Origin of the sequence: Kineococcus rugosus (assembly GCF_050871975.1) — a bacterium.
GTDB lineage: Bacteria > Actinomycetota > Actinomycetes > Actinomycetales > Kineococcaceae > Kineococcus.
The window spans coordinates 1-22,562 of sequence record NZ_JBJLSJ010000054.1; the positions used below are offsets into that span (position 1 = coordinate 1).

General features: G+C 68.1%; 21 protein-coding genes and 2 pseudogenes. 10 read left to right on the top strand and 13 right to left on the bottom strand.

Translation table 11 applies throughout. The features are described from left to right. Positions 1–641 precede the first annotated feature (641 nt). The 5 genes from ACRYM6_RS21625 (at position 642) to ACRYM6_RS21645 (ending at position 3,895) form a co-directional block, all read left to right on the top strand. Positions 642–905, top strand: a complete 264-nt coding sequence (locus ACRYM6_RS21625; protein ID WP_432544950.1) for an RNA polymerase subunit sigma-70 — start codon at positions 642–644, stop codon at positions 903–905. Continuing rightward, a complete protein-coding gene (locus tag ACRYM6_RS21630; RefSeq protein ID WP_432544951.1) occupies positions 892–1,497 on the top strand; it encodes a Clp protease N-terminal domain-containing protein in 606 nt (201 codons plus the stop codon). Before ACRYM6_RS21625 ends, ACRYM6_RS21630 begins: the two co-directional genes overlap by 14 nt. Further along, positions 1,494–1,658, top strand: coding sequence for a hypothetical protein (locus ACRYM6_RS21635; RefSeq protein WP_432544952.1), 165 nt, complete (start codon positions 1,494–1,496; stop codon positions 1,656–1,658). The genes ACRYM6_RS21630 and ACRYM6_RS21635 overlap by 4 nt, the downstream gene beginning before the upstream one ends. 138 nt (positions 1,659–1,796) lie before the next feature. Beyond that, entirely contained in the window at positions 1,797–3,101 is a 1,305-nt protein-coding gene (locus ACRYM6_RS21640) for an ISL3 family transposase (RefSeq protein WP_432544953.1), read from the top strand. 266 nt (positions 3,102–3,367) lie between these two features. Further along, positions 3,368–3,895 (top strand): CGNR zinc finger domain-containing protein, encoded by a 528-nt coding sequence (locus ACRYM6_RS21645; protein WP_432544954.1) that lies wholly within the window; start codon positions 3,368–3,370, stop codon positions 3,893–3,895. A gap of 768 nt (positions 3,896–4,663) precedes the next feature. On the opposite strand, the gene ACRYM6_RS21650 is transcribed toward ACRYM6_RS21645, so the two are convergent. Next, a complete protein-coding gene (locus ACRYM6_RS21650; RefSeq protein WP_432544955.1) occupies positions 4,664–5,512 on the bottom strand; it encodes a helix-turn-helix transcriptional regulator in 849 nt (282 codons plus the stop codon). Between the two features lie 168 nt (positions 5,513–5,680). Here ACRYM6_RS21650 and ACRYM6_RS21655 point away from each other — a divergent pair, with 168 nt between their 5' ends. Then, a complete protein-coding gene (locus tag ACRYM6_RS21655) occupies positions 5,681–6,436 on the top strand; it encodes an SDR family NAD(P)-dependent oxidoreductase (protein ID WP_432544956.1) in 756 nt (251 codons plus the stop codon). Positions 6,437–6,485: 49 nt separating this feature from the next. Beyond that, positions 6,486–7,325, top strand: a complete 840-nt coding sequence (locus tag ACRYM6_RS21660) for an SDR family NAD(P)-dependent oxidoreductase (RefSeq protein WP_432544957.1) — start codon at positions 6,486–6,488, stop codon at positions 7,323–7,325. Positions 7,326–7,332: 7 nt separating this feature from the next. Here the strand turns inward: ACRYM6_RS21660 and ACRYM6_RS21665 are convergent. From ACRYM6_RS21665 to ACRYM6_RS21690, 6 genes and pseudogenes are all read right to left on the bottom strand, one after another. Further along, positions 7,333–8,134: pseudogene (locus ACRYM6_RS21665) on the bottom strand (transposase family protein). Positions 8,135–9,209: 1,075 nt separating this feature from the next. Then, complete coding sequence (locus ACRYM6_RS21670; protein WP_432544958.1) at positions 9,210–10,538, bottom strand: ABC transporter substrate-binding protein; 1,329 nt, start codon at positions 10,536–10,538, stop codon at positions 9,210–9,212. A gap of 3 nt (positions 10,539–10,541) precedes the next feature. Further along, positions 10,542–11,162 carry a nuclear transport factor 2 family protein gene (locus ACRYM6_RS21675; protein WP_432544959.1) on the bottom strand — a complete coding sequence of 207 codons (621 nt, stop codon included), beginning with the start codon at positions 11,160–11,162 and terminating at the stop codon, positions 10,542–10,544. An 11-nt stretch (positions 11,163–11,173) separates the two neighbouring features. Next, positions 11,174–11,986: an alpha/beta fold hydrolase gene (locus ACRYM6_RS21680; RefSeq protein WP_432544960.1), complete on the bottom strand. Its 813-nt coding sequence runs from the start codon at positions 11,984–11,986 to the stop codon at positions 11,174–11,176. 40 nt (positions 11,987–12,026) lie between these two features. Then, a complete protein-coding gene (locus ACRYM6_RS21685) occupies positions 12,027–12,848 on the bottom strand; it encodes a carbohydrate ABC transporter permease (RefSeq protein WP_432544961.1) in 822 nt (273 codons plus the stop codon). Beyond that, positions 12,845–13,720, bottom strand: coding sequence for a carbohydrate ABC transporter permease (locus tag ACRYM6_RS21690; protein WP_432544962.1), 876 nt, complete (start codon positions 13,718–13,720; stop codon positions 12,845–12,847). Before ACRYM6_RS21690 ends, ACRYM6_RS21685 begins: the two co-directional genes overlap by 4 nt. Positions 13,721–13,858: 138 nt before the next feature. On the opposite strand from ACRYM6_RS21690, the gene ACRYM6_RS21695 reads away from it, so the two are divergent. Both ACRYM6_RS21695 and ACRYM6_RS21700 read left to right on the top strand, forming a co-directional pair. Further along, the gene (locus ACRYM6_RS21695) at positions 13,859–15,013 is read left to right on the top strand and encodes an ROK family transcriptional regulator (RefSeq protein ID WP_432544963.1); all 1,155 of its coding nucleotides are present in this window, start codon (positions 13,859–13,861) and stop codon (positions 15,011–15,013) included. Further along, entirely contained in the window at positions 15,010–15,864 is an 855-nt protein-coding gene (locus ACRYM6_RS21700) for a LacI family DNA-binding transcriptional regulator (protein ID WP_432544964.1), read from the top strand. The genes ACRYM6_RS21695 and ACRYM6_RS21700 overlap by 4 nt, the downstream gene beginning before the upstream one ends. 427 nt (positions 15,865–16,291) lie before the next feature. Here the strand turns inward: ACRYM6_RS21700 and ACRYM6_RS21705 are convergent, their stop codons facing one another. Next, complete coding sequence (locus tag ACRYM6_RS21705) at positions 16,292–16,609, bottom strand: hypothetical protein (protein WP_432544965.1); 318 nt, start codon at positions 16,607–16,609, stop codon at positions 16,292–16,294. 317 nt (positions 16,610–16,926) lie between these two features. Here ACRYM6_RS21705 and ACRYM6_RS21710 point away from each other — a divergent pair, with 317 nt between their 5' ends. Continuing rightward, the gene (locus tag ACRYM6_RS21710) at positions 16,927–17,238 is read left to right on the top strand and encodes a DUF4193 domain-containing protein (RefSeq protein ID WP_432544966.1); all 312 of its coding nucleotides are present in this window, start codon (positions 16,927–16,929) and stop codon (positions 17,236–17,238) included. A 163-nt stretch (positions 17,239–17,401) separates the two neighbouring features. On the opposite strand, the gene ACRYM6_RS21715 is transcribed toward ACRYM6_RS21710, so the two are convergent. From ACRYM6_RS21715 to ACRYM6_RS21735, 5 genes and pseudogenes are all read right to left on the bottom strand, one after another. Beyond that, positions 17,402–19,153 carry a DUF4407 domain-containing protein gene (locus ACRYM6_RS21715; RefSeq protein ID WP_432544967.1) on the bottom strand — a complete coding sequence of 584 codons (1,752 nt, stop codon included), beginning with the start codon at positions 19,151–19,153 and terminating at the stop codon, positions 17,402–17,404. 196 nt (positions 19,154–19,349) lie between these two features. Then, a complete protein-coding gene (locus ACRYM6_RS21720; RefSeq protein ID WP_432544968.1) occupies positions 19,350–20,441 on the bottom strand; it encodes a hypothetical protein in 1,092 nt (363 codons plus the stop codon). Positions 20,442–20,607: 166 nt separating this feature from the next. Beyond that, entirely contained in the window at positions 20,608–21,231 is a 624-nt protein-coding gene (locus ACRYM6_RS21725) for an excalibur calcium-binding domain-containing protein (protein ID WP_432544969.1), read from the bottom strand. 508 nt (positions 21,232–21,739) lie between these two features. Next, positions 21,740–21,889, bottom strand: a complete 150-nt coding sequence (locus ACRYM6_RS21730) for a hypothetical protein (RefSeq protein ID WP_432544970.1) — start codon at positions 21,887–21,889, stop codon at positions 21,740–21,742. Between the two features lie 546 nt (positions 21,890–22,435). Beyond that, a pseudogene (locus tag ACRYM6_RS21735) lies at positions 22,436–22,562 on the bottom strand (IS481 family transposase); the annotation flags it as partial.

Consider the following 22,562-nt stretch of genomic DNA (forward strand, 5'->3'; position numbering starts at 1 on the left):
CTACGACGCCGTCGCCGACGGCTCCCTCGAGGTCCTGGCCGACGACACGACGCGGTACCTGAAGTCGCGGCTGAGCACGCCGGCCGAGGAGTTCTACCCCTGGCTCGACGAGCAGCTGGCCTCCTTCATGCCCTGAGTGCCGGCTCGCGGAACGGGTGGCCCAGGGACAGCAGACCGGACCACTCGTCTCCGCACAGTTCGCGCCCATGCGTCGGTGGGGATCCGTCACCGAGCTCGAGTCACCGAGCTCGAAGTCACCGCCCAGCGCGAGGTGCGCACTCTCACGGTCATCCCGCGTTGTGTGCGCTGCCGCCGGCAGTACGGGAGCTTGAGCCGCTTCTCAGGGCACTGTGATCAGGAGCGAGCTCACCGGAGAATCGGGTCAACTTCCCGCCTGCCTCGATCGCCAGTCCGACCGTCAGCGTTGGTGGGTGTCAGTCGCTGGGGATTCCAGGTGTGCAAATGTGGGTCTTCGGATCTGCGAGTGGGGAGGCTGACCTCACCCGACTGGAACTGGAATACCGTCATGACGTCTCCTCTTCGTCCACCCGGCGCCAGCCAAGGGTCGCTCGGCGATGCCGCGTCGGCCCTCGCGGACGAGGGATCAAGTTGACCCGTCAGACCAGGTTGACAACCGCGGCGTGTCAGACGAAGCTGACATCGTGGACATGCGGAGCGTGGAAGCTGAAGCGGCGGCGGTGGACCCCCGCGACGGCCTGCGGACCGTGCTGGCGCTGCGCCGGCTGACCGCCCGCCTCGAAACCCTCCACGTCGCCCGCGCCCGAGAGCAGGGCATGTCGTGGGCCGAGATCGCCTCTGAACTCGAGGTCACCCGGCAGACCGTCCACAAGAAGCACGGCCGCACCGCCGGACCACCCAGATGGGATACCGATGTTGATCTATGACCAGTCCTTCGGCGCCGCGATGGCCGCCAGTCAGCGCGAGGCGACCCGGCTGCGCGCCGGGGAGTACGGGTCCGAGCACGTCCTGCTGGGTCTGCTGTCGCTGGACGATCCCATCGCGCGCGACGCCGCCGCGGCTCAGCCGTCGTTCACCCTGACCACCCTCCGTACTGCGGTAGAAACCGATCTCGACGACCTTCCCCACCTGGAACGCATCGGCATCTCCGCCGCCGACGTCCCGTCCGCCCCTGCTGCAGCTGGGACGCTGACTCCCGCCAACCGCCATACCGCGGAGTGGCAGAGCGCGCTGAACTCAGCGTCGGTCAAGCTGAACCAGCTGCAGAAGTCCGGCCTGCTCCCGCGGGAACGGAGGATGAGCGCAACCGTTCTCTGGCTGGCGATCCTCGAACCGGCAGCCCGGTCCGCGAAACTGCTGCACGCCGCAGGGATTGACCCTGACGACATCCGAGCCGCCGTCCTGCAGCACCTCACTCCCGTCGGCGCGGTGCCGCCCCGGTGGCCTGCGCACGCCCGTCCCGGCCTGGCCACGCGTCTGATGCAGCGCGCGTTCACCCGACTGAACGTCCGTACATGACCCTGCTGCTGGAGTTCGTCGTCTGGTTGGCGGTCGAAGTTGTGCAGGTCGTTACCGGCCGCGGGCCCCGCAGCAAGGCCCCCAGCGCAGACGACGACCAACCGCGGGGAAAGCAACGTGTGACCGGCGCTGAGGAGACGTCAGAGGTCAGCACCAACTGACCGCAAACAAGCACTCTGCGGCGGTCCGAGGTGCACCCACCAGCGAACGACATCGATTTCGGCCACCACCTTTCCTCTGCTCCCCGACCTCAGTGCGCGCCGCATGCCCTGGCCGATGACCTCCTCGGCCTGGAGGACATGCACCTGGTCGCCCTCGAACGTGTCGAAGCCGACGCGGAATGCACCCGCGGACTCCTGCGTCTGACCGTTGAAACGAGAGCGCCCACGGTGGTTGCCTGCCGCCAGTGCGGGGTTCTCGCTGCCGACCACGGCCGCGGGGAGCACCGTCTCGCCGATGCACCCTGCTTCGGTACCCCGGTGCAGCTCATCTGGCGCAAGCGGCGCTGGCGCTGCCGCGAGCCGCGCTGCCCGACCGGCGTCTGGTCCGAGGAACATCGCGCCTTGCCGGCGCGGGCGAAGCTCACCACCCGGGCCGTGGGGTGGGCGATCCAGACCCTGCGCTGGGACGACTCCACCGTCTCCGCTCTGGCCCGCCAGCTCGGGGTGGACTGGCACACCCTGATGAATGCCATCCGCGCTCACGCCGCCGACGCCCTGGACACCGCACCGGCGCGCTCAGCGCGGCTGGCCGGGGTCGACACCCTCGGCGTCGATGAGCACATCTGGCGTCCCTCGGCTCACTACCGCGACAGAGCCGTCACCTCCATCGTCGACCTCACCCGCGACGAACACGGCCAAGTCCACGCCCGCCTCCTCGACGTCACCATCGGCCGTTCAGGACCCGTCTACGCCACCTGGATCCGTCAGCAGACCCGCGAGTTCGTCGACGGCATTACCCACGCCGCCCTCGACCCGTTCCGCGGCTACGCCAACGCCATTCGCAGTGAGCTCCCCGACGACACCGTCACCGTCCTGGACGCCTTCCACGTCGTCAAGCTCGCCTCCACTGCGATGGATGAAGTCCGCCGCCGCGTCCAGCAGGACACCCTGGGGCGGCGCGGACACCGCAACGACCCGCTCTACCGCATCCGTCGGCTGCTGACCACGGCCCGGGAGAACCTCACTGACCGCGGCCGCGCCCGTCTGGAAGCGGCGTTGCAGGCCGGTGACCCCGGTCTGGAGGTCACCGTGGCCTGGCACGCCTACCAGGACCTGCGCTCGATGTTCCACGCCCCGACCCCGGCCGCAGGCCGGGCCATCGCCGAACGGGTGCTCGACAGCTTCCACCACTGCCCGATCCCGGAGATCGCCCGGCTGGGACGCACGCTGCGGTCCTGGCGGACCGAGGTGCTGGCCTACTTCGACGACGACCCGGCCTGGTACGGCATCAGCAACGGCGGCACCGAGGCCATCAACCTCATCATCGAAAAGACCCGCCGCTTGGCGCACGGGTTCCGCAACTTCACGAACTACCGCATTCGCATCCTGCTTGCCGCCGACGGCACCCGTCCCTGGCGACGACGCCGACGTGGGTCAGGGTGAGCTACCCACCCAAAGATCCGAAGAGCCGGATTCAGGCCCGATGAGCTGGTGCTATCGGCTGGCGCCACCGTCCGCCTCTCGTGGATCATGCCTCGTCGTCAGTTGTGCATGGGTGGGGAGCTGGCCGAGGAGGACACGGTGGCCACCGCAGCCACAGCTCTCGTAGGTGATAGGTCCTTCACTGCTCCAGTGGCTCGATGCGTGTCGCCAGGCGTGTTCGTGCTCCTCAGGGTGATCCATAAAGGTGATAGTGCTGTAATGGGCTCATGCACCTCAACCCTTACGGCGAAGATGCCGTCCGCCTGGCAGCATCCTTGGTCAATGACCGGCCAGCTACTTCCTCAGAGCTCCTGGCCCGCTGTCAGGAGGCGGGCTTGGTGGTCCCTGAGATCGCCAGTGACGAGGACTTGCCTCAACTCATCGCGCTCCTCGACCGTTGGTGCGACGTTATCGACGCCGGCGACCACCACCAGCGTGCGCAGCTTCTCAACCGGCTCCTCGCCGACAGTTCCGCTTACCCCCGCCTGACCGACCACGCCGGCGGTTGGCACCTGCATTACCGCGACGACGACGTCCCGCTGCACCATGTCCTGCGCGCCCTCATCGTCGTGGGGACCGCGTTGCACCTCACCGTCAGAGGCATGGACCGGCTGGGACGGTGTGCGGGCGTGGACTGCGATCGAGTCTACGCCGACACCTCACGCAACGGCCGGCAGCGTTACTGCTCACCCCCCTGCGCCAACCGCAACGCGGTACGACGCCACCGAGCACGCCTGGGCGCCGCCACCTGTTGAGGCGCACAGTCGAGAGTCGTGGTCAAGTGGTCCGAGCATCCGGGGCAAGCTCATCTGAACCAGCATCCGACGCGTCGACGCACACTCACGACGGGATCATGAGCTGAGGTACGAGGTCAGCCGAGTCCGTAAGGCGGTTCCTGTCCAATGGGCGATCGCCCAGAGCTTTCCTGGCTTGCTGCCTGCAGCTGCATCTCAGAACGTCGGCGGCAGCATGGCATGCGAATCGGCACCGGCCGCTTGGAGGAGGGCGGCACCGGGCGGGAAGCGCGGTCAGCCACAGGCGAGACACCCGGGTGATCACCTCACCCCTCACCCCTCACCTCCAGAAGAAGCCCGTGAACGAGGCAGAGATGGTCGACGCCTTCGAAACCCGCCTGGGCGGACGCAAGGAAGTTACCACCGCCGTCGAAGCGGTCATCGAACTCATCTAGTTCATCGTGGCCAAGGGCGACAACATCATCATCAGCGGATCGGGACCTTCGAGAAGCAGGCCCGCAACGCCCGCACCGGCGAAGCGGTCAGATTCAAACAACCGTCCGCGTCGCGCTCTTGACGCGGTACCGCGTTCAAGGGCGTCGTCTGCAACACAAAGGCCCCGCGCGCGTTCGGGCGGAGCTGAAGGCATAGAACACTGGCACCGCGAGCCCGCTGGGACCCCGGTCAAGACGGTCGCCACAACCACAACCACATAGGGAACGCGACCACAAAGAGCACGACCACGACAGATCCCGGCTCAGATTCGGCACATTATTAATCGAGCGCCGACTACAGTTCTAGAGCTGATGCGCTCCAGGAGCTGAGAAGTCGTAGCGCATTGTAGCTGGGGGTGGCAGGGGCGGCGTACTGGACGATGAGTTGTTGACCGGCTGCGCCGGCTACTTCGAAGGCCTGGTAGGACAGCTCCAGAGTGCCAACCTGGGGATGGTGGAAGACCTTCGCCTCTCGGGTCTTGGCGCGAACTTTGTGAGCTTTCCAGCGGATCCGGAACTCACGGCTGCCGGCGGCCAACTCCTCGACCAGTTCCTCTAGACGAGGACGATCTTCGGGATAGCTTTCGGCGGCTCGTAGGTTGGCCACTGCGGCGTCGGCCGCGCGAGACCAGTCGTCGTAGAAGCGTTCGCTTTCAGGGTCGAGGAAGGTGGCGCGAGCGAGGTTGCCGGTCTCGGCGAATCCGACGTACAGCGCGGCGGCGAGCTGGTTGCGCGCTAGGACGTCCAGGGTGCGGGAGTACACCGACGCGGGTGTGGTGGGCCACTGCTCGGTCAGCAGGCGAAGGCCGGGGTCGACGTTGATGGTTGCACGCGTGGTCGGCCTGGCGGGAGTCGTGCCCGCGAGACGGTGCAGATGCTCGCGCTCGTCGGGCTCGAGCCTGAGCGCGCCGGCGACGGCGTCGACGACCTGGGCGGAGGGGTGGGACTCCCGGCCCTGCTCGAGGCGGGTGTAGTAGTCCGCGCTTAGCCCGGCGAGCACAGCGACCTCCTCGCGGCGCAGCCCAGGCACCCGGCGCAACCCGGTACTGGGCAGGTCGACGTCCGCCGGGTCCAACGTGCCCCGGCGTGCGGTGAGGAAACGTCCGAGCACCGGTCCGGGGGGCAGAGCACGCGCCTCTGTCATGGCTCAAGGGTAGCCACCTACGGCGACGGTGCCTGGGTGTGTCACACCCAGGCACACCAGCCCCGGGAAGCCGGCGGTCTGGAACACGCACCACCGGGGCGGCCACGATGCTCAGACAGCGCACCACGCTGCCCGAGCAACTCGGGACGACCGATATGAGGAGAACTTGTGGCCGATCGACTCAAGGACCGTGTCGCACTGATCACCGGAGCCGCCAGCGGGCTGGGAGCCGCCGAGGTCCGCCTGCTCGCCGCCGAGGGAGCTTATGTGGTGGGGGCCGACGTCGACACCGACCGCCTGGAAGAGGTCACTAGACCGCTGGCTGCCCAGGGCCTGCCGGTTAGCACACTGGCGCTGGACGTGACCTCGGCGTCGGCCTGGGACGAGGCCGTGCGCGCCGTCGAAGACCGCCACGGGCGCCTGGACGTACTGATCAACAACGCCGGGATCGTGTCCTGGGGCGGTGTCGAGGCGACCACCGAGCAGGAGTGGAACCGGGTCATCGCGGTGAATCAGACCGGCATGTGGCTAGGTATGCGGGCCGCCATGCCGCTGCTTCGGGCTAGCGGCCAGGGGTCGGTGGTAAACACATCCTCGGTGCTCGGCCTGGTGGGCAGCGGTGCCGCCGCGGCCTACCAAGCAACCAAGGGTGCGGTCCGGCTGCTCACCAAGACCGCGGCGGTCGAGTACGCCCAGCAGGGAGTACGCGTAAATTCCCTGCACCCTGGCGTTATCGCGACGCCGATGATCCAGGATCTACTCGAGGAGCAGGGCGACAACCAACCCGACATCCTGCGCACCCCGATGCGCCGGGCTGGAACGCCCGAGGAGGTCGCCTGGGGCGTGGTCTACCTCGCCAGCACCGAGTCCTCCTACGTGACCGGGACCGAGCTCGTCATCGACGGCGGCATGACCGCCCACTGATCTAACGCCACCGCCCGCAGACCGCGCCCTTCATCAGCAGGAGCTTGTCATGGACATCACACCCGCACCCTTAGCCGCCAGAACCGAGGCCACCCCGAACGCCACCTCGATCGCCGGAGAGGGGCCCCTCCGGGCGAAGAACTTGCAAGAAGAGCTTGTCGGGAAGGTGGCCTTGGTCACCGGCGCCGACGGTGGTGTCGGCAGAGCACTGGTCGACCTGCTCCTGGCCCGAGGTGCCCTGGTTGTGGCTCAGGACCTGCGGCCAGGGGTCGAGGAGCTCGCCCGGGCTTCCGGCGGCCGGGTGACAGCCGTCGTAGGAGACGTCGCTGACGTGGACACCGCCGACCGGTCGGTGCACGCGGCGCTCGAGCACTTCGGGCGCCTCGACATCCTGGTCAACAACGCCGGGCGCACCTTGAACAAACCCGTTACCGAGACCAGCGACGAGGATTGGGACGCAGTGATTCGGACCAACGCCCGCGGGGCGTTCGTCCAGTCCAGGGCGGCGTTCGCGCACATGGCCGACCACGGTGGAGGGGCCATCGTCTTTGTCACCTCCTACGCCGCGACCGTCGCGCTACCTTTGGGGTCGGCCTACTCGGCGTCGAAGGGCGCCGTCAGCCAGCTGATGAAAGTCCTAGCCCTCGAAGGCGGCCCGGTCGCGATCCGCTCTAACGCGGTCGCCGCCGGTGTCATCGACACTGGCTTCCTGAACAACATCCGACCCGACGGCCAAGACTACCTGCGCTCCTTCGGCTCGGCCATGCCGCTCGGGCGGATCGCGGACCCTTCTGAGATCGCTGAGGTCGTGCTCTACCTGGCCTCCGACCGCGCCAGCTACGTCACCGGAGCGGTCCTCGCCGCCGACGGCGGCTTCACGGCTCAGTGAGCCTTTCTCAGTAGCGCCGTTCGTAGTGCGTGAGAACAAGCGCTGCTGCGGCGACGTCGCCGATTCGTTGAGGGCACAGGCTGACGCGGAGCAGTGCTCGCCAGCGGACCTTGAGGACGGCGATGCCTCGTTCGACAGGAGCTCGGCAGCTGTTGATGTAGTAGTTCCATCCGCGGGTGGCATCGTCGAAGCCATGGTTGCCGGCCGGGCGCCGGACGGGTGCACGGACGCCAGCACCCGCCCCGGTGTACCCCTTGTCAGCCAGAACCGGCAATTGTGTGGCTGCAGCCGGGTACAGCAGCGGCAGCGCATGTCGCCTGGCCACCGTCAGGTCATGGGTTGAACCAGGCTCGACTGGCGATGTCCACAGCGGCGCACCGTCTGGAGCACAGACCACTTGAACGTTTCCACCATGGTGGTGATGCTTGCCCGAGTACCGCGCATCACTGGCACGACTGTGGTCGTGCACCCGGTCGGTGGCGATGAGCGTGCCATCCAGCAGGAGGTGCTCATGTCCAGCCCGTAGGACATTGGAGATGACATCGGCCAGTGACGGTGCCTGCGTCGCAAGGACAGCGATTACCTCATGCAGGTAGCGGTAGGCCGTGGCCACGCCGATCCCGGGGTCCTGTGCAAGGGAGGCGATACGGGTCCGGTCGCGAAACCAGCGCAGAGCCAGTACGGCCTGGGCGTAGCAGCCCAGAACGCGTCGTCGCCGATGTGTTCTGAGCTGGTGGCGATGTGCACGCAGCAGGCCGGCGACATCCTGGGCCAGACGGCGGAACGTCCAAGTGAGCGCGGTAGGTGATGCCGTCATCGATCGTGGCTCACCTCGCGATGACTTCGTCGCTGGGGGCCACCGGGTGCGCGCTACGCCGCTGTGGGCCCCCTGACGAGGCGAGCAAGGGCTTGGCAGCAGTGAGGATGGTGCTGACCGCCGCAGCGATGTCGAGCTCGGCGGTGCCGATGCTGAGGTGGTCGCGGTCCCACGGCTGGTAGTCGATCCGTGCGAGCTCCCCCCAGGTGGGCAGGGGCAGACCGGGGGATGTCACCTTTTCGGGTGTCCACTCGCGCCTGGTGCAGCGGGACGTCAAAACAGATGATCTGCACTTCCAAGAGCGCTGCCCCCGCTTGCTGTGCGACGTCTCGCCACATGTTCCGGGTGATGGCCAAAAGGTTGACGCAGCCGGCGATGACTGTGAGTCCTTGACGCAGATGGTCAGCGGCCAAGGCGCGGGCGGCGTAGTAACCGATGGGGCCCACGGGGTGGGTTTGCGCGCCGGCGTCGACGGCCGCCTGCTCGATGGTGTCCATTCGCGAGTGGACGGCGGGCGAGTGGACGGCAGGCGAGTGAACGGCAGGGGACCCCGACCACTTGAGGCGTCCACCCCGTCCAGACTGTTGAGCAGCACGAGCCAGCCGCTGTCGCCCAGACACACACCCTTGATGCGAGTCCCAGCGGCGGCGACCTCACGGTCATGTCAACCGATCTGAGAGTGTCACGCCGGGCACCTCGGCACAGCCTGGCTGGGCTGTTACCGAAGGTCCAGTGATGAAGTAGCCAAAGTGCGTGAGCGAGCGTCCGGACCATGCTGGCCGCCGCCCCTGGGTTGGCCCCGGTCGCCGGCGGCGGCGACTGGCGGCCGGGGCCCGTGCACCGCTACCATCACAGGCTCTGTCGCGGTTCCCCGGTTTGTCCGAAACACTCGACCCGACGCCGGGGACCGCGGTGCTCGATCAGCCCGGTGCCGTGTTCGCGCGCTGCTTGCGCGCCTCGGCGAGCGCGTGTCCTCGCGATTACGGGATGAGCCGGTGCCCCTGCCTGTCGGACGTCCGTGCCACCCGGCGAGGGAGCAGCGGGAGTCCTATGTGGCTCCCCCCGTGTCACTGCGCGACGGTCTTCACGGCCTCCGCCCAGCGTCGGTTGAGCTCGACGAAGTAGCTGCGCTTGTCACCGGGCGCCGCCCCCCGGGCAATGTCGATGAGTTCCTGACGCCAAGCAGGGTCGTTGATAAAATCCAGATCCGCCTCCTGCTGCACGGCCGACAGCGCACCGACCGTGTCGCCCGGTTCGGGGTTCAACTCGACGTACTTGATTCCGAGATCGTTGAACTTCTGCAGGTTGTGCGGCAGCGGGGCATCGCGGACGATGGACATCGATCCTTGGGACGCGGCGTACCCGGAGTCGTCGATGAAGAAGTCCACCCAGGCGCGCGCGGTCTTCTGGCAAGGGGAGTTCTTGTTGATGGCAAGGTTGTACTCACCCCGCAACTGGGACTGGTACTCCCCGGCCCCGTCAACCACCGGCAGCGGCCAGTAGCCGATGTCGGCCGGCGACGCGCCTACCTCCCGCGCCGCCGCCTGGATCAGGGGCATGGCGAACTGAGGCATCATCAGGGTGCCCACCTCGCCCGTGGCGAGCAGGGTCTGGCTGGAGTTCCAGTCCGTCGTCGCCGGGTCGTCCTCGGTCAGGCCGTCGGCGACGGCAGCGTAGAGGATCGAGTCGGCGATGTAGTGGTCGGAGCCCTCGGCCCACGGTTCCGGGTGGGCGATGAGCCGGTTCAGGGAGTCGGGGCCGTCGGCGAGACCGTTGAACTGCTCCCACATTTGCAGCGGCCAGCCGTCCTTGTAGTTCGTGTACAGCGGTGTCGACCCTGTGCGATCCGCGATGGCGTGCAGGTCGGTGAGGAACTCTTCGGGGGTTCTCGGGGGCGTCGTGACCCCCGCTTGCCGCCAGACTCGGAGGTTGACGAGGTAGCCGCCCGGGGACGCCGTCTGGGACAGACCATAGGCTTTGCCGCGGAAGGAGGACTGCTCCACGAAGTAGTACTTCGAACTAAGGTCCTCGGTGGCACCCAGCGGGGCGAAGAAGTTTGGGAACTGGTCGACCGGGACCGAGTGGGGAATGTTCAGAACGTCGCCGTAGTCCTCGGTGTTCATGCGCGTCCGCATCCCACCCTCGTAGTCCGGGGGCGCCTCGAACTTCACGGCGACACCGGGGTGGGCGCTCTCGAACTCCGCCGCGTAGTCGAGGAAGCTGCCGCGGGCCTCCGCGGTGCGATTGGTGATCACCGTCAACGTGGAGCAGTCACCGGTGTCCTGCCCCGCGACGGGCCCGCTACTCCCGCGGGTGCACCCACCCAGTGCAGCCAGCAGGAGCACACCGGCGGACAGGGCGGCGGTCGTGACGGACGTTCGAGTGGAGGTGTTCATGAGTCACCGTTCCGTGGTGTGAGTGGGGACTGCGGGGGCGGGTGGCGCGGCGTGAACCCAGGCGGTCGCCGCGTCGAAGAGCTGCTGCACCTGGTCGGGACGGTCGATCCCAAACAATTCGTCGGAGATCTGGTACCCCTTGCGCGACAGGTAGTACGCCAGGTTCCTGTAGGGGGCGCGGAAGGATTGACGGGTGCCCAGGTCGACGGAGGTTCGCAGTCCTGTCGCAGTGGCGCTCATCGTGTCGCGCTCGTAGATGCAGTCGAGTCGGTCGATCGCCCAGCCATCGGGGTACCGTAGAACGCGGTAGAGTATCTGCATGTCCGTGACGACGTGAACCTCCTCGCCGTCCAGCGTTCCGGTCATCTCCACCGCGGCGGGCATCTCCACTAGAGCGCGGTCGCCGTGCAGGGTCACCACCGGCGGTGCGCAGCGGTGGGTGGCTACATCGCCCTGCCCATTCATTCGTTCGGAGGCCGCGACGAACTCTTCGGCCGTGCCGTCTATCCAGCTGACCTTGACCCGTGCGCCGGGGTGAAACGCCTCGCCCATCTGGGCCCACCGTCCACGATCACGGCTCAGACGCTCGCGCAGTACTAGCTGCGAGATCTCGACGATGTCCAAGGCCCGGGTCACTACAGGGCCCCCTGCCCGAGCCGGGAGAACGCGGAGCGGATGGCTGGCGCGTACCGGTCCGGATTATTGTGGGAGGTGTGGTGCCCGGGGAACTCTACGAACGGCAGTCCGCATCGCTCGGCGACCAGGCGGGCGGTGCGCGCGTAGTAGGCGTCGCCGCTGTCGACCCCGGCAGCCAGGGCGATGGGCGTCGTGGATCCGGTGAGGCCGCCTAGGTCGGGGGTGTACTTGGAGATGGGCCGGTACTCGTGGGCGAGGAAGAACTCCCAGTCGTCCGCCGGCTCGTGGGAGTAGGTGCCGGGGTCCCGGCCGGGGTCCACCGGCTCCGTCCCCACGATGTCGCTGGTGAACCGTTGCATCGCGTACAGCGGCCCCTGCTCTAGGTACAGGGCGTAGATGCGGTCGATATAGGCGAACCACTCGCCGGAGTCCGGCAGGAGTCCCATCACCGGAGGTTCGTGCGCCACGAGGGCTCGCACGACCCGTGGATCGTCGAGGACAAGTTGCAGACCGATGTTGGCGCCCCCGCTGTTACCGAACACGAGTGCCTCCTCACCCAGGCTACGGATGATCGCTGCGGCGTCTCTTGCCTGCTGGCGCATATCGAGGTCACGGTGGCGGTCGCCACCGCTGCGGAAGTTCGCCCGGCGGTCGTACCGCACGACGGTGCAGGTCCCCGCTAGTTGGGCGGCGACGCCGGCGTACCTTGCGGCGTCCCCTCCGCCGCCGGTGATCAGCAGCAGCAGTGGACCGGTGCCCTCGACGTCGTGTACGAGGTCGGCGCCTTCTGAGTGGATGGTTCTGGTGGGCATGTAAGAACTCCTGGGAGTCGTAGGAGGGTCGAGCGGGTCGTCACTTCACGGCGCCGGCGGCCAGGCCCCGATAGATGACGCGTTGCAGCGCGAGGAAGGTCACCAGCGCGGGGATCGTCACGAGGATGACGCCAGCGGAGATGACCTCCCAGTCGGCGCTGTACTGGCTCTTGAACCGGAACAGCGAGGTGGAGATTACGGCCAACCGGGGTGACGGCATGTAGAGGAACGGCACGTAGAACTCGTTGTAGACGGCCACCGCCTTGATGATGACCACGGTGGCGATGGCGGGCCGTAGCAGTGGGAGGATGACAAGCCAGTAGATCCGGAAGTGCCCGGCCCCGTCGAGACGCGCCGCTTCATCGATGGACCGCGGGATGGCGGCGAGGAACTGCAGGAAGACGTAGATCGCGACGATGTCGGTACCGACGAACAGGACGACCGCCGCGCCGCGGGTGTTGAACAGGCCCAGCGAGTTGACGATTTGGAAGACAGAGACCTGCGTGGTCACCGACGGGATCAGCGAGGCGACGAGGAACAATGCCAGGACCGCCTTTTTGAAGCGGAAGTCGAACCGGTCAATCGCGTAGGCGGCTGCGGTACCCAGCAGGATCGTCCCGGCGATAGAGACGAGCAGGACGAGCGCAGTGTTCGCGGTCCCGCGAAGCATGTCTCCCTCGGAGAAGGCCCGTTGGAAGTTGGCGAAGTTTAGCCAGTCGCGCGGAGGGGTGAAGGCGGACGTGGACGAGTACTCGGGCCCGGTCTTGAAGGCGGCGAAGACCATCGTCACCAGCGGCAGAAGCAGCGCCACGCACACCGCGACGAGGGACGAGTACTTCACGGCGGCCGTGAATCTGCTCACGTCAGCTCCGCCTCGTCCCTGACGCCGCGCCGGACGAGCACGGTGATGAGAAGGACGATCGCCAGGAGGACCACGGCCAAAGCCGAGGCCAGGCCGACCTTGGTGTCGACGAAGGCCATGCGGTAGGTCTGGATGACGAACGTCGCCGTGCCGTTCGCACCGCCCAGCATGACAAAGGGGATCTCAAAGACCGCCAAGCTCGAGGAGATGCAGAGGATCATCACCAGGCCGGTGATGCGCTGGACGCTGGGGGCGATGATGTGTCGGAACCGGTGCCAGGCGTTGGCTCCGTCGAGCTGGGCGGCTTCGAAGACGTCGTTGCCGATCGACTGGATCGCCCCGATGTAGAGGATCGTCCCCAGGCCGACGTACCTCCAGACCTGGATGCTCGCCAGGGACCAGTTGGCCACGACGGGATCACCGAGCCATTTGACGTCTAGGCTGCGCAGACCCAGAAACTGCAGCGTCAGGTCCAGCGTCCCTCCGGGCTGGAAGAAGAAGAGGAACACGAAGGCCACCGCCACGCCGTTGACGAGGTAAGGAAAGAAGATGATGCCCTTGAAGACGTTGCGCAGGCGCAGCGTGAAGCTGAGCAGGGTGGCCAGGTACATCGACAGGGCGACCTGCACGGCCGCCGCGACGAGGTAGCACAGGCTCACGCCGAAGACGGCGAAGATCTCGGGCCGGGTGAAGATGCGCACGTAGTTCGCCAACCCGACGAAACTGGGGTCGGGGTCCAGGCCGTCCCACGAGGTGAGGCTGTAGTAGAGCATGTCGGCCAGGGGGAGGTAGGTAAAGAGCAGCAGGAAGATCAGGGGTGGCAGGAGGTAGAGCCAAGGGACCCACCTAAGTCGCCGATCGGGAGGTTGCATCCAGGACTCCTTCGTCAGGAACTTACTTTTTTCGACAAAAAAAGTAAGATGTGTGGAACCATAGCAGCGCACCATCCGCTGTCAAGGCTTGAGGAGTGATCAGTGCACGAGACGGTCGACGGCGAGCGGGTGACCCCCATGCGCGCCCGGCTGTTGGATCTGGTCCGCGCCTCGGGCCCCATCAGCCGCGTCGAGATGGCCCGCGTGGCCGATCTCGCGCCCGCCTCGGTGACCAAGGTGGTCCGCGCCCTCATCGAGGAGGGACTCATCCAAGAGACCGGGCAGGCCGAGTCGACGGGCGGCAAGCGGCGGACCTTGCTGGAGATCGCTCCCGAGGCCCGCTACGCGGTCGGGATCCACCTCTCCGCGGGGGTCACGACGTACGCCCTGACGGACATGGCCGGCGGGATGATCGGTCGTCGGCGCACCCTCGTCGCAGGGAGCTCCACCCCGCAGGAAGCGGTCTCTCGGATGGCGCAGGAGGTTATCTCTTTCATCGACGACTTGGCCGTCCCACGCGAGCGCACCATCGGAATCGGGGTCGCCGGATCTGGCCCCGTAGACCTGCGGCGCGGACTCCTGCGCGGCAGCGGACTTGCGGATGCCGCCCGGTTCCCGCTCCGGGACGCCCTGGCCGAACGCACGGGGATGACCGTCCTGCTGGGCGACGAGGCCGGCGTGGCCGCCACCGGGGAGTTCTGGGGTTCGGGGGCGGAGCAGCCCGACGCCTTCGCCTGCCTCTACATGGGGCGCCACCTCAGCGCCGGCGTCGTGTCTGGGGGGATGCCGGTCCGGGGTGCAACGTCGAACGCCGGTCAGATCGGGCACGTGTCGGTGGACCCGAACGGTGCGGAGTGCTACTGCGGCAACCGCGGTTGCCTGGAGCTGTACGCCGCACCGGCCGCCGTCCTGCCGGTGCGGGCACCAGGGCCAGAACCAGACGACTTCTCCGACCTGCAGCGGTTCGACGCGGTGGCGCGCGCCGCCGTCCGCGGTGACGCCGTGGCCTCCGCCGCCTTGCGGTCCTCCCTCGGGTGGGTGGCCTCGGCCGCGGTCGCCCTGGTGAACCTGACCGACGTTGAACTGATCGTCCTAGCCGGTCCGGCGTTCGCCATCGCCGGCGCCCTCTACGTCCAAGAAATTCGGGAGGCCGTGCAGCGGCGCGCGTACGCCCGCGCGGTGCACCCGGTCCAGGTGCGGCTGGCAACCAATCCCCGCGACGCCGCCGCGCTCGGCGCCTCCGCGCTCGTCCTGCAACACCACCTGACCCCCAGGGAGCGGTCGTGGTCATGACACGAGAACTGCCCGCCACCGCGTGGACCGCGGGGGTGGTCGTGGTACGCCCCGACCACCGCATGGGGTCCGAGTCCTTCGTCCACGACCTCCTGGCCGGGATGGAGCAGCGGGTGCAGTCCGCAAACGGCTCGTTGCTCCTGCGCATCGCCACCAGCCCCGCCGAAGAGGAGCAGGTCTACCGTCGGTGGGCCGGTGCGGGTACGGTCTCGGCGGTCATCCTCCTGCATATCCGGAACGGCGACTCCCGGCTGGCCCTGCTGCGCGAGCTCGGCCTGCCCACCCTGGTCGTGGGCAACCCGGAGGGAGCGCACACCCCCGCGGTGTGGTCCGACCACGCCGAGGCCATACGGCTGGCCGTCACGACCCTGGTCGACCTGGGCCATCGGTGCATCGGACGCGTCGCCGGCCCGTCGGAGTTGCGGAGCGTGACCATCCGCAGCGCCGCCTTCGACGCGGTCTGCGCCGAACTCGGCGTCTCAGGCGTGGAGGTCCACGCAGACCTCACGCAAGCGACAGGCAGGTCAGTCACTTTGGGCCTGTTGCGGTCACCCGAGCTCCCCACGGCAATTGTCTTCGACAACGACTTGATGGCGCTGGGCGGTCTGGAAGCTGCAACCGACGCCGGTCTGCGGGTTCCCGACGACGTCTCGCTGCTGTCCTGGGACGATTCAGCACTCACCCAGCTCGCCCGGCCACCCCTGTCGACCGTGGGCCTTGACGTCGAAGCGGCCGGCCAGACGGCCGCGGCAGTCCTCATCGACCTCATCGGCGGGGTCGACGCTGGCTCAGTGCGACTGCCCCGTCCCACGTTGACTCGCCGCCGCTCACTGGGCGCGAGCCCCCGATAGCTTGGACGCAGGGTTCCGACACGATCGGGCAGTGACCGTCCCGCACGCCCCTGGGTGTGATCACACAGACGCGCTCGTGTCACGCGTTTGGGGAGCCCAGAAGCCGGCACAAGGTTGCCGCGTGCGGCGCCGTGTGCGCAGGACGCAACCGTGACAGCGCCAGCGTTGACCGGGCTGCGTCCACGCACGACCGGTCATCGCTGGAACCCGTTCCCCCCGCACCCGGATGCGGGTGGGTTCTGCCCACCCGGGCTCACCAGCCCGTAGCCAGCATCGGCGAACATCAGAAAGAACTCATTCACACCCACGTCTCCAGGTCAAGGTGGCGCTGGTGGCCGCCGCCCCCGACAACGCCGAGATGGAGGTCCCGGCGGAGGCGGCGGCGAAGGCGGTGACCGCGGTGACAGCGCCCGCGCTGGCCCCCGCCCTAGCACCCAGCCCGCCGGCGAGCGCCCACGGTGTGCAGGGCGCCCAGGCGCACCTGGGTGACCTCTACCTGCGGGGTGTGCCCGGTGGTGGGCAGGTCGATGCTGGCCAGCTCGGCGAGGTCGACGTTCTTCAGCCGGGCGAAGACGTCGCGGAAGGAAACCAAGACCTGCTCGTAGACCTCCTGCCGTCGCTGCTGCTGCGCCAGGCGTTCTCGCTCCGCGCGCTTCTGCAAGGCGGCGTAGCGGTCCTCAAGCTTTTCCTGCTGGCTGCGGTTGGCTCGTCCCAACCGGGCCGCCTTCACCCAGGCGATGCCCATGACGTCCTCCCACCCAGCGCGTGTGCTCCAGCGCCCTGGTGCAGCGCTCTGGACCGGGCTGCTTCCAGCATGCCCCGCCCCGACGACACGCTGCCACCTACCCAGCACGGAGAGTTACCCGCTCAGATGCGGCTAGGACGCGATGCACCTCGTCTGCGGGTCTGCAGAGCTCCGTCGTGAGCGTGGTGCGGGCCACAGCATGGTGAGGCGTGGCGCCGGCGAGCACGCGCTCCTGACGTGGTTGAGTACGGCGCGCGTATGCCCAGACAGACCGTCGGGTACTAGGCAGACAGCACACGACACCGGGAGAGGCACTGATGGCGACCGACTACGACGCACCCCGCAAGACCGATGAGGACCTCGAGACCGACTCGCTCGAGGAGCTGAAGACCCAGCGCGCCGACAAGACGTCGTCCTCCCGTGTCGATGAGGATGAGACTGACGCCGCCGAAGGCTTCGAGCTGCCCGGGGCGGATCTGTCTGGTGAGGAGCTGTCGGTGCAGGTCCTGCCCCGTCAGCAGGACGAGTTCACCTGCACGAGCTGCTTCCTGGTCAAGCACCGCAGCCAGCTGCACGCCGGGCAGAGCAGCAGCGACGGGCAGCTGATCTGCAACGACTGCGCCGACTGACACAGGTTGGTACGCCTCTGTCGATCGAAGTGGAGGAGTGGGACTAGGCGGATCGGCGCCCGCGGGTCGAGCGACCGCTCGGTCTGAGCATCCGGCCGGATCCCCGGTCGCATCAGCGCCTGGTCCGGACGCTAGATCGGTGTTCGTGAGGGTCAGGCCCAGCTCACTGCCTGGTTGAGGGTCTGTGCTGCAACGGCAGCGGCATGGTGTCGTCGGCCTGCGCCGTTTCCACAGCCGCATCGGGGTCTTGGCTGTGCGATTCGGTCCACGCCGGCGACCCGGTCCACGCCGGACCTGGATGTGCGGACGCGGGTGTCTTGCGTAGGTCGAGGATCCGGTCAACGCTGGAGCCGCCAGCAAAGCCATCAGCACCACCAGCAGCAACGTCGGCAGCAAGGCCATCGCTGAACCCCGTGGCGGGGCTGTCGCCGTTCGGTGCAGCCGGCGATTCTGCGGCCGCGAACGATGCGGTCTGATCAGCGGCCCACGGTTGCGTCCAGTCGTTGGTGGTCTGTGCTGAGGTCTGCGCGCCTGGCTGAGTGCCTGTCTGGTCGGTAGCCGAAGTAGTGGCTTGAGCAGCGACCTCCTCGGCGGCCTGCGCAGCGACTTGCTCGTCGACCTGCCGGCGCATCTGCTCGGCAACCTGCCGGCGCATCTGCTCGGCCAATACCTCAGACTGGGCCTTCTTCCACTGCGCCACGGCCTCCCCGGCCAGCTCCACCTGCGCCTCCAGCACCACGCGCGCCGCGCGGACCTCCGCGGTCAGCTGGGTGGCGGCCCGGGCGCGCACCGCGTCCAGCGCCGCCTGCGCCTGCACCTCGGCTTCCTGGTAGCTGGTGGAGGCCAGCAGTTGCGCCCGCTTCTGCACCTGCTCGTCGCGTGCAGCTGACAGCACCTCGTAGCTGCTGGGCCTGGCCAGCAGCAGGATGGTCTTGAAGAACACCGGCAGGCACTCCAGCGCGGTCAAGAACAGGAACAGCAACAAGTGGGCGGCCCGCATCGTGGCGCTGTCGTCCTCCAGGTCGTGCAGGGCCTCCAGCCGCGCCAGCAGGCCGTCGTCTCCTGCGACGGCGGTCTGGTTGGCCACCACCGCCGCCGCCCGGTCGCCTTCAGCTCGCTCGACGGTGGCCTGCAGGTCCTGCAGCTGGGCGCTCTTGTCGGCGACCACCGCGGCCACCTGCTGCGCAGCGGTCGAGGCCAGGGCCTGCTTCGCTGCGGCCAGTTGTGCGGTCAGGTCCACCCGCTGCGCGGCCAGACGGTCGCGGCGGGCTTCCTTGTCCGCGGCCGCCGGTCCTGTCCCGGCCCGCCCGGAGCCGCAGGTGCCTTCCTTCTCGCACGCTACCGCCTGCTCAGCGGCGTTGAAGTCGGCCTCGGTCTGCTCCAGTTGCTGCTGCAGCCGCACCACTTGCGGGTCGGCCTCGATCACCGACTGCGGGCTGGCGGTGGCGATGTCCTGCTGCAGCGCCACGATGCGGGCCTGCTGGTCGGGCAGGTCGACGAAGCGCGGGTCGGACTGCAACCGCTGCTCGAAGTCGGCCAAAGCCTGGGTGTGGGTGGTCTGCAGTCGAGCGTCGATCTCGCCGCCGAAGACGGCCAAGGTCAGCGGCGTGGACACGACCAGTCCAATGATCAGCGCCAAGACCAGCCGGGGCAGGCTCATCAGCACCGTCCACACCGGGCGGGACTGGCGGACGGTGGAGACCACCAGCCACCGGTCCAGGTTCAAGATCATCACGCCCCAGACCAGTCCTCCGGCGATCGCCAGAGCGATGGGAGCGTGCAGAGTCATGTGCAGGGCGACGGCGCAGGAGAACACCGCCAGCGCGGCCGTGGTCAGCACCGCCCCGCCCAGCGTGGCCTGCTTGACGCGGTCCTGCGGCACCTGTGCCAGCACCGCCTTATTGCTGCCGGCCACGACCAGCAGAAAGTCACCGATCGCCGTACGCGTACGCGCACGCGCACGCGCAAGGAGACTGCTGCCCCCGCTCCCGCCCGTGGAGGTGAATGAAGCGCTGCTCACGGCGACGCCTGGTCCCGCGCCAACGCCGGCTTGGGAGGGGACGCCTGCGGCCGGGGGCAAGGTGGCTGACGTGGGAGAAGATGACGTGGGCTCAGTCACGACGAGCAGGACCTTTCTCAGGTGTAACAGATACAGCAGGTGCGGCAGGTGCCGTGGCCCCAGGACTGAGCTCGGTAGTGGTGCCGAAGGTGACCGTCCCTCGCCTACGCAGGGCCTGGTCGAGCGCGGTGTGCAGGTGCTGGGTGCCGGACTGCCACCAGCGGCGCAGCCCGGCCGGTACCAGTAGCGGGGACAACTGCGGGGCCGGCACGTGAGCCGGCGGCGGGGTGAGGACCTGGCCCGTGGCCTGCCCGCGTCCCTGCCCCGGGCCCGAGCCGGTGTACTCAAGAGCGTCCTGGCGGGCGAAGAGCTGCTGCAGCACCGTCGCCGGCGCACGGGCATCCAGCACCGCACTGACCTCCACGTGCAACCGCACCGACGGCGCGGCCGGCAAAGTCAGGCTGTGCAGGCGCGGGACCGGCAGCACCGTCACCGCCGGCGTCCACTCCTGCCGGGTGCCGGAGCCGTTTCGCGCGAGGACTTCCAGCGGACCGCTGCCCTCGGGAACGACCTGCAGCGACCCCGCGCCCTGCCGGACGCGGTGGCCAGCGACAATGACCTCCTCGGCGTCGGCGAAGTCCCACGACACCGTCACCGGCAGGCCCTCGGCGGTCACGACCGGGTCCACCTGCAGACTGCGCAGGCTGGGGGCGTGCAGCCCCTCGGCCGGCAGCAGGAACGGCCATCGGCTCCACGGCCCCACCCGCCCCGGCCCCGAGGCCGGCAGCGCCAGACGCCCAGAACCGACAGGTGACGCGACAGCGGGGTCAGGCGCGCCGGCCCGCCGTGGGCGCCTCGCCGGTAAACCCAGCGCCCACCGCCACCCAGTACTTCGGTATCCACCATGCGAGCTGTCGGCAGCACCCTTTCGTGTGCCGGCGGTGTTGAGGGCGTGCAGCAGCCAGAACACTACGAAGATGAACGCCAGCAGCATCGCGAAGGCCGCCAGTTGACCGGCGGCCGCAGCCAGGAACTGCCCGAACTTTGCCGGGCTGAACGGTTGCCCCCACCGGATGAAGGGGGCGGCGGCCAAGCCGATCAGCAGTGCCGCTACCACCACCGCACCGGCAAGAACCAGCGTCACCGATCCGATCGACCGGCGCGCCTGGCCCCTAACCCCGCCCATCATCCGACCTCCAGAGCCCGCACCGAACTCGAGACCCAGCCAGCGGGTGCGGTTGCTGCGGTCGCTGCGGTCGCTGCGGTCGCTGCGGTCGCCGCGGTCGCCGCGGCGCAGAAGGTGACGTCACTCATTCGCATCCGACGCCGTCTCCGTCCCGATCAAATGCCGCACGCCAACCCGTGTCGCCTGGGTGGATCGGCGCGGCTCCCGCCGCCCGCACCGCAGCGCAATTGGTGTAGAACACCGCTGGTTCCTGCGCATGCTCGCCAGCGCCGGGATATCCACCCTGACTTCCGCCCGGGTTCCCGTCAGCAGTCGACGCCGGCGAGTTCGCCGACGAGGATGTGTTGGACGTCGCCGAGGCGCTGTCCTGCGTCGCAGGCGGTACCGACCCGGGATGCGCAGCAAGCGCAACTCCGGGAATGGTGCGGTCAGCTGGGAGAGCGGGCCCACTGAGCAGGTACCCGGCCGCGACGGCGATCCCGCCGATCGCGACCAGGACCAACCCGGGCACCCGTCCCCAGATCGCCGCCCAGGCTTGCCGACCGCTGATCACCGCAAGTAGACCCACCAGCGCCAGCACCGATCCGGCCGCTATCAATCCACCAGGTAGCACCGTGGTAGCACGGCCGGCCATCACCGTCCACACTCCCGCCGCGCACCCACTGACCAGCACCACTGCCTGGAACAGGCGCGGCGGGCCAGCGGACACCGGCGGCGGCGAACCCCCATCACTGGGAGCGCGGTTCATCTGCGACCCCGGCCACGACTGAAGACCTCATGCGCACGGTCTGCAGACGCAGGCTCGGCGACGAAAGCCCACGAAATCGGGAGTCGTTCAGGCAGAACGGCGCGCAGCGCACTGAGGGTATGTGAATGATCCGGTGACCGGGTCGGTGGCGTCGACCGCGGTGCCTTGCTCAGCGGCCGGCGCACTGCTTCCCCTCACCCTGTTCATATGAGGACCGCAGCGTAAGGTCGGCCGGCGCCGCGCCTCGGTCAACACCGCGTCCTCTCACCGCCCCGGCTCACCGGGCGTTACCGAACGTTCACGGATCTACCTGCTGAGTGACGTTAGAGCGCGACCCGCGAGGGGCGATGGCGGCGGAGCGCCCGCCGTCGCAACCTGACCTCCCCGCCCTCAAGGTCGAGATCACTCAGCGCGTGAACCCATCGGGCACCCGTCACCGGCAGCGGAACAGTGCTTCATGGATGAATGCGATCGCAGCGCCCGGACATTGATCTCGCGGACCGGTGGATCACACGCGCCCGGTGACCAGCAGCGATACCTGGTCCAGCTGGTGGTGCCTGGTGGCCTCCTGCACATCGGTAGAGACGGCGAAGACGGCGAAGACGGTAAAGACGGTGTCGTTAGTGCAGCCGGTGTGGTCATTCAGGGTCAGGAACATCACGCGTCTTGAGCCCACCGGTGGGGTCTGGTCGCCACCCACACCTCGCACTTAGGGCCATGCGCAAGCTGGCGTACCGCGCCTGGAGCCCTGACCCCCACGGGCAGCCGCGGAGCTGTCGAGCCCACCTCACCATCAAGCCGAGCACCGACGCCCTCCCGGGGCAGGATGAGCCTCAGTGAGTCCGTCGATGACTTCACCAGTGACGGCTTCGACCGACGCGCAATAGGCTCTGACCTTGAGACGTTGGGCAAAACGTGAGCAAGGCCTGAGCAAGGCGTTGGGCAAGGCGACGGACCATGGTCAGACCAGGACACGAGGCGGGACAAGAAGGGGAAGGGTGAGAACGCTGTGACTGCTCATGTCAACGCTTCCCGCGCCCTCGGCATGGCCGCCGCCTCCTACGCCACCCTCGCCCTCATCCCCTGGGCCGCCGACCTAGTCCTCCACGGCTCCCAGACACCCCGCACCGGCCTGCTCCTGGCCGCCGTTCCTCTCGCTTCCCTCTTCGGCGCCCTCGCCGGCTACGCCGCCACACCCCGCCCCCTAGCTGTACTGACCACTGAGGTTGGTGACGCGGGAGGCGGGCGGTAGCCCGCCGAGGGCGGTGTGGTGGCGGTGATGGTTGTAGACGTGCAGCCAGCCGGGCAAGGCCTGGCGGCGTTCAGTCTCT

Bases quoted from the DNA above. Each gene is read 5' to 3' on its own strand.
- ACRYM6_RS21630 (WP_432544951.1), top strand. From the start codon at position 892: ATGTTGATCTATGACCAGTCCTTCGGCGCCGCGATGGCCGCCAGTCAG.
- ACRYM6_RS21635 (WP_432544952.1), top strand. From the start codon at position 1,494: ATGACCCTGCTGCTGGAGTTCGTCGTCTGGTTGGCGGTCGAAGTTGTG.
- ACRYM6_RS21640 (WP_432544953.1), top strand. From the start codon at position 1,797: ATGCACCTGGTCGCCCTCGAACGTGTCGAAGCCGACGCGGAATGCACC.
- ACRYM6_RS21645 (WP_432544954.1), top strand. From the start codon at position 3,368: ATGCACCTCAACCCTTACGGCGAAGATGCCGTCCGCCTGGCAGCATCC.
- ACRYM6_RS21650 (WP_432544955.1), bottom strand. From the start codon at position 5,512: ATGACAGAGGCGCGTGCTCTGCCCCCCGGACCGGTGCTCGGACGTTTC.
- ACRYM6_RS21660 (WP_432544957.1), top strand. From the start codon at position 6,486: ATGGACATCACACCCGCACCCTTAGCCGCCAGAACCGAGGCCACCCCG.
- ACRYM6_RS21670 (WP_432544958.1), bottom strand. From the start codon at position 10,538: ATGAACACCTCCACTCGAACGTCCGTCACGACCGCCGCCCTGTCCGCC.
- ACRYM6_RS21680 (WP_432544960.1), bottom strand. From the start codon at position 11,986: ATGCCCACCAGAACCATCCACTCAGAAGGCGCCGACCTCGTACACGAC.
- ACRYM6_RS21690 (WP_432544962.1), bottom strand. From the start codon at position 13,720: ATGCAACCTCCCGATCGGCGACTTAGGTGGGTCCCTTGGCTCTACCTC.
- ACRYM6_RS21695 (WP_432544963.1), top strand. From the start codon at position 13,859: ATGCGCGCCCGGCTGTTGGATCTGGTCCGCGCCTCGGGCCCCATCAGC.
- ACRYM6_RS21700 (WP_432544964.1), top strand. From the start codon at position 15,010: ATGACACGAGAACTGCCCGCCACCGCGTGGACCGCGGGGGTGGTCGTG.
- ACRYM6_RS21705 (WP_432544965.1), bottom strand. From the start codon at position 16,609: ATGGGCATCGCCTGGGTGAAGGCGGCCCGGTTGGGACGAGCCAACCGC.
- ACRYM6_RS21710 (WP_432544966.1), top strand. From the start codon at position 16,927: ATGGCGACCGACTACGACGCACCCCGCAAGACCGATGAGGACCTCGAG.
- ACRYM6_RS21725 (WP_432544969.1), bottom strand. From the start codon at position 21,231: ATGAACCGCGCTCCCAGTGATGGGGGTTCGCCGCCGCCGGTGTCCGCT.
- ACRYM6_RS21730 (WP_432544970.1), bottom strand. From the start codon at position 21,889: ATGTTCCTGACCCTGAATGACCACACCGGCTGCACTAACGACACCGTC.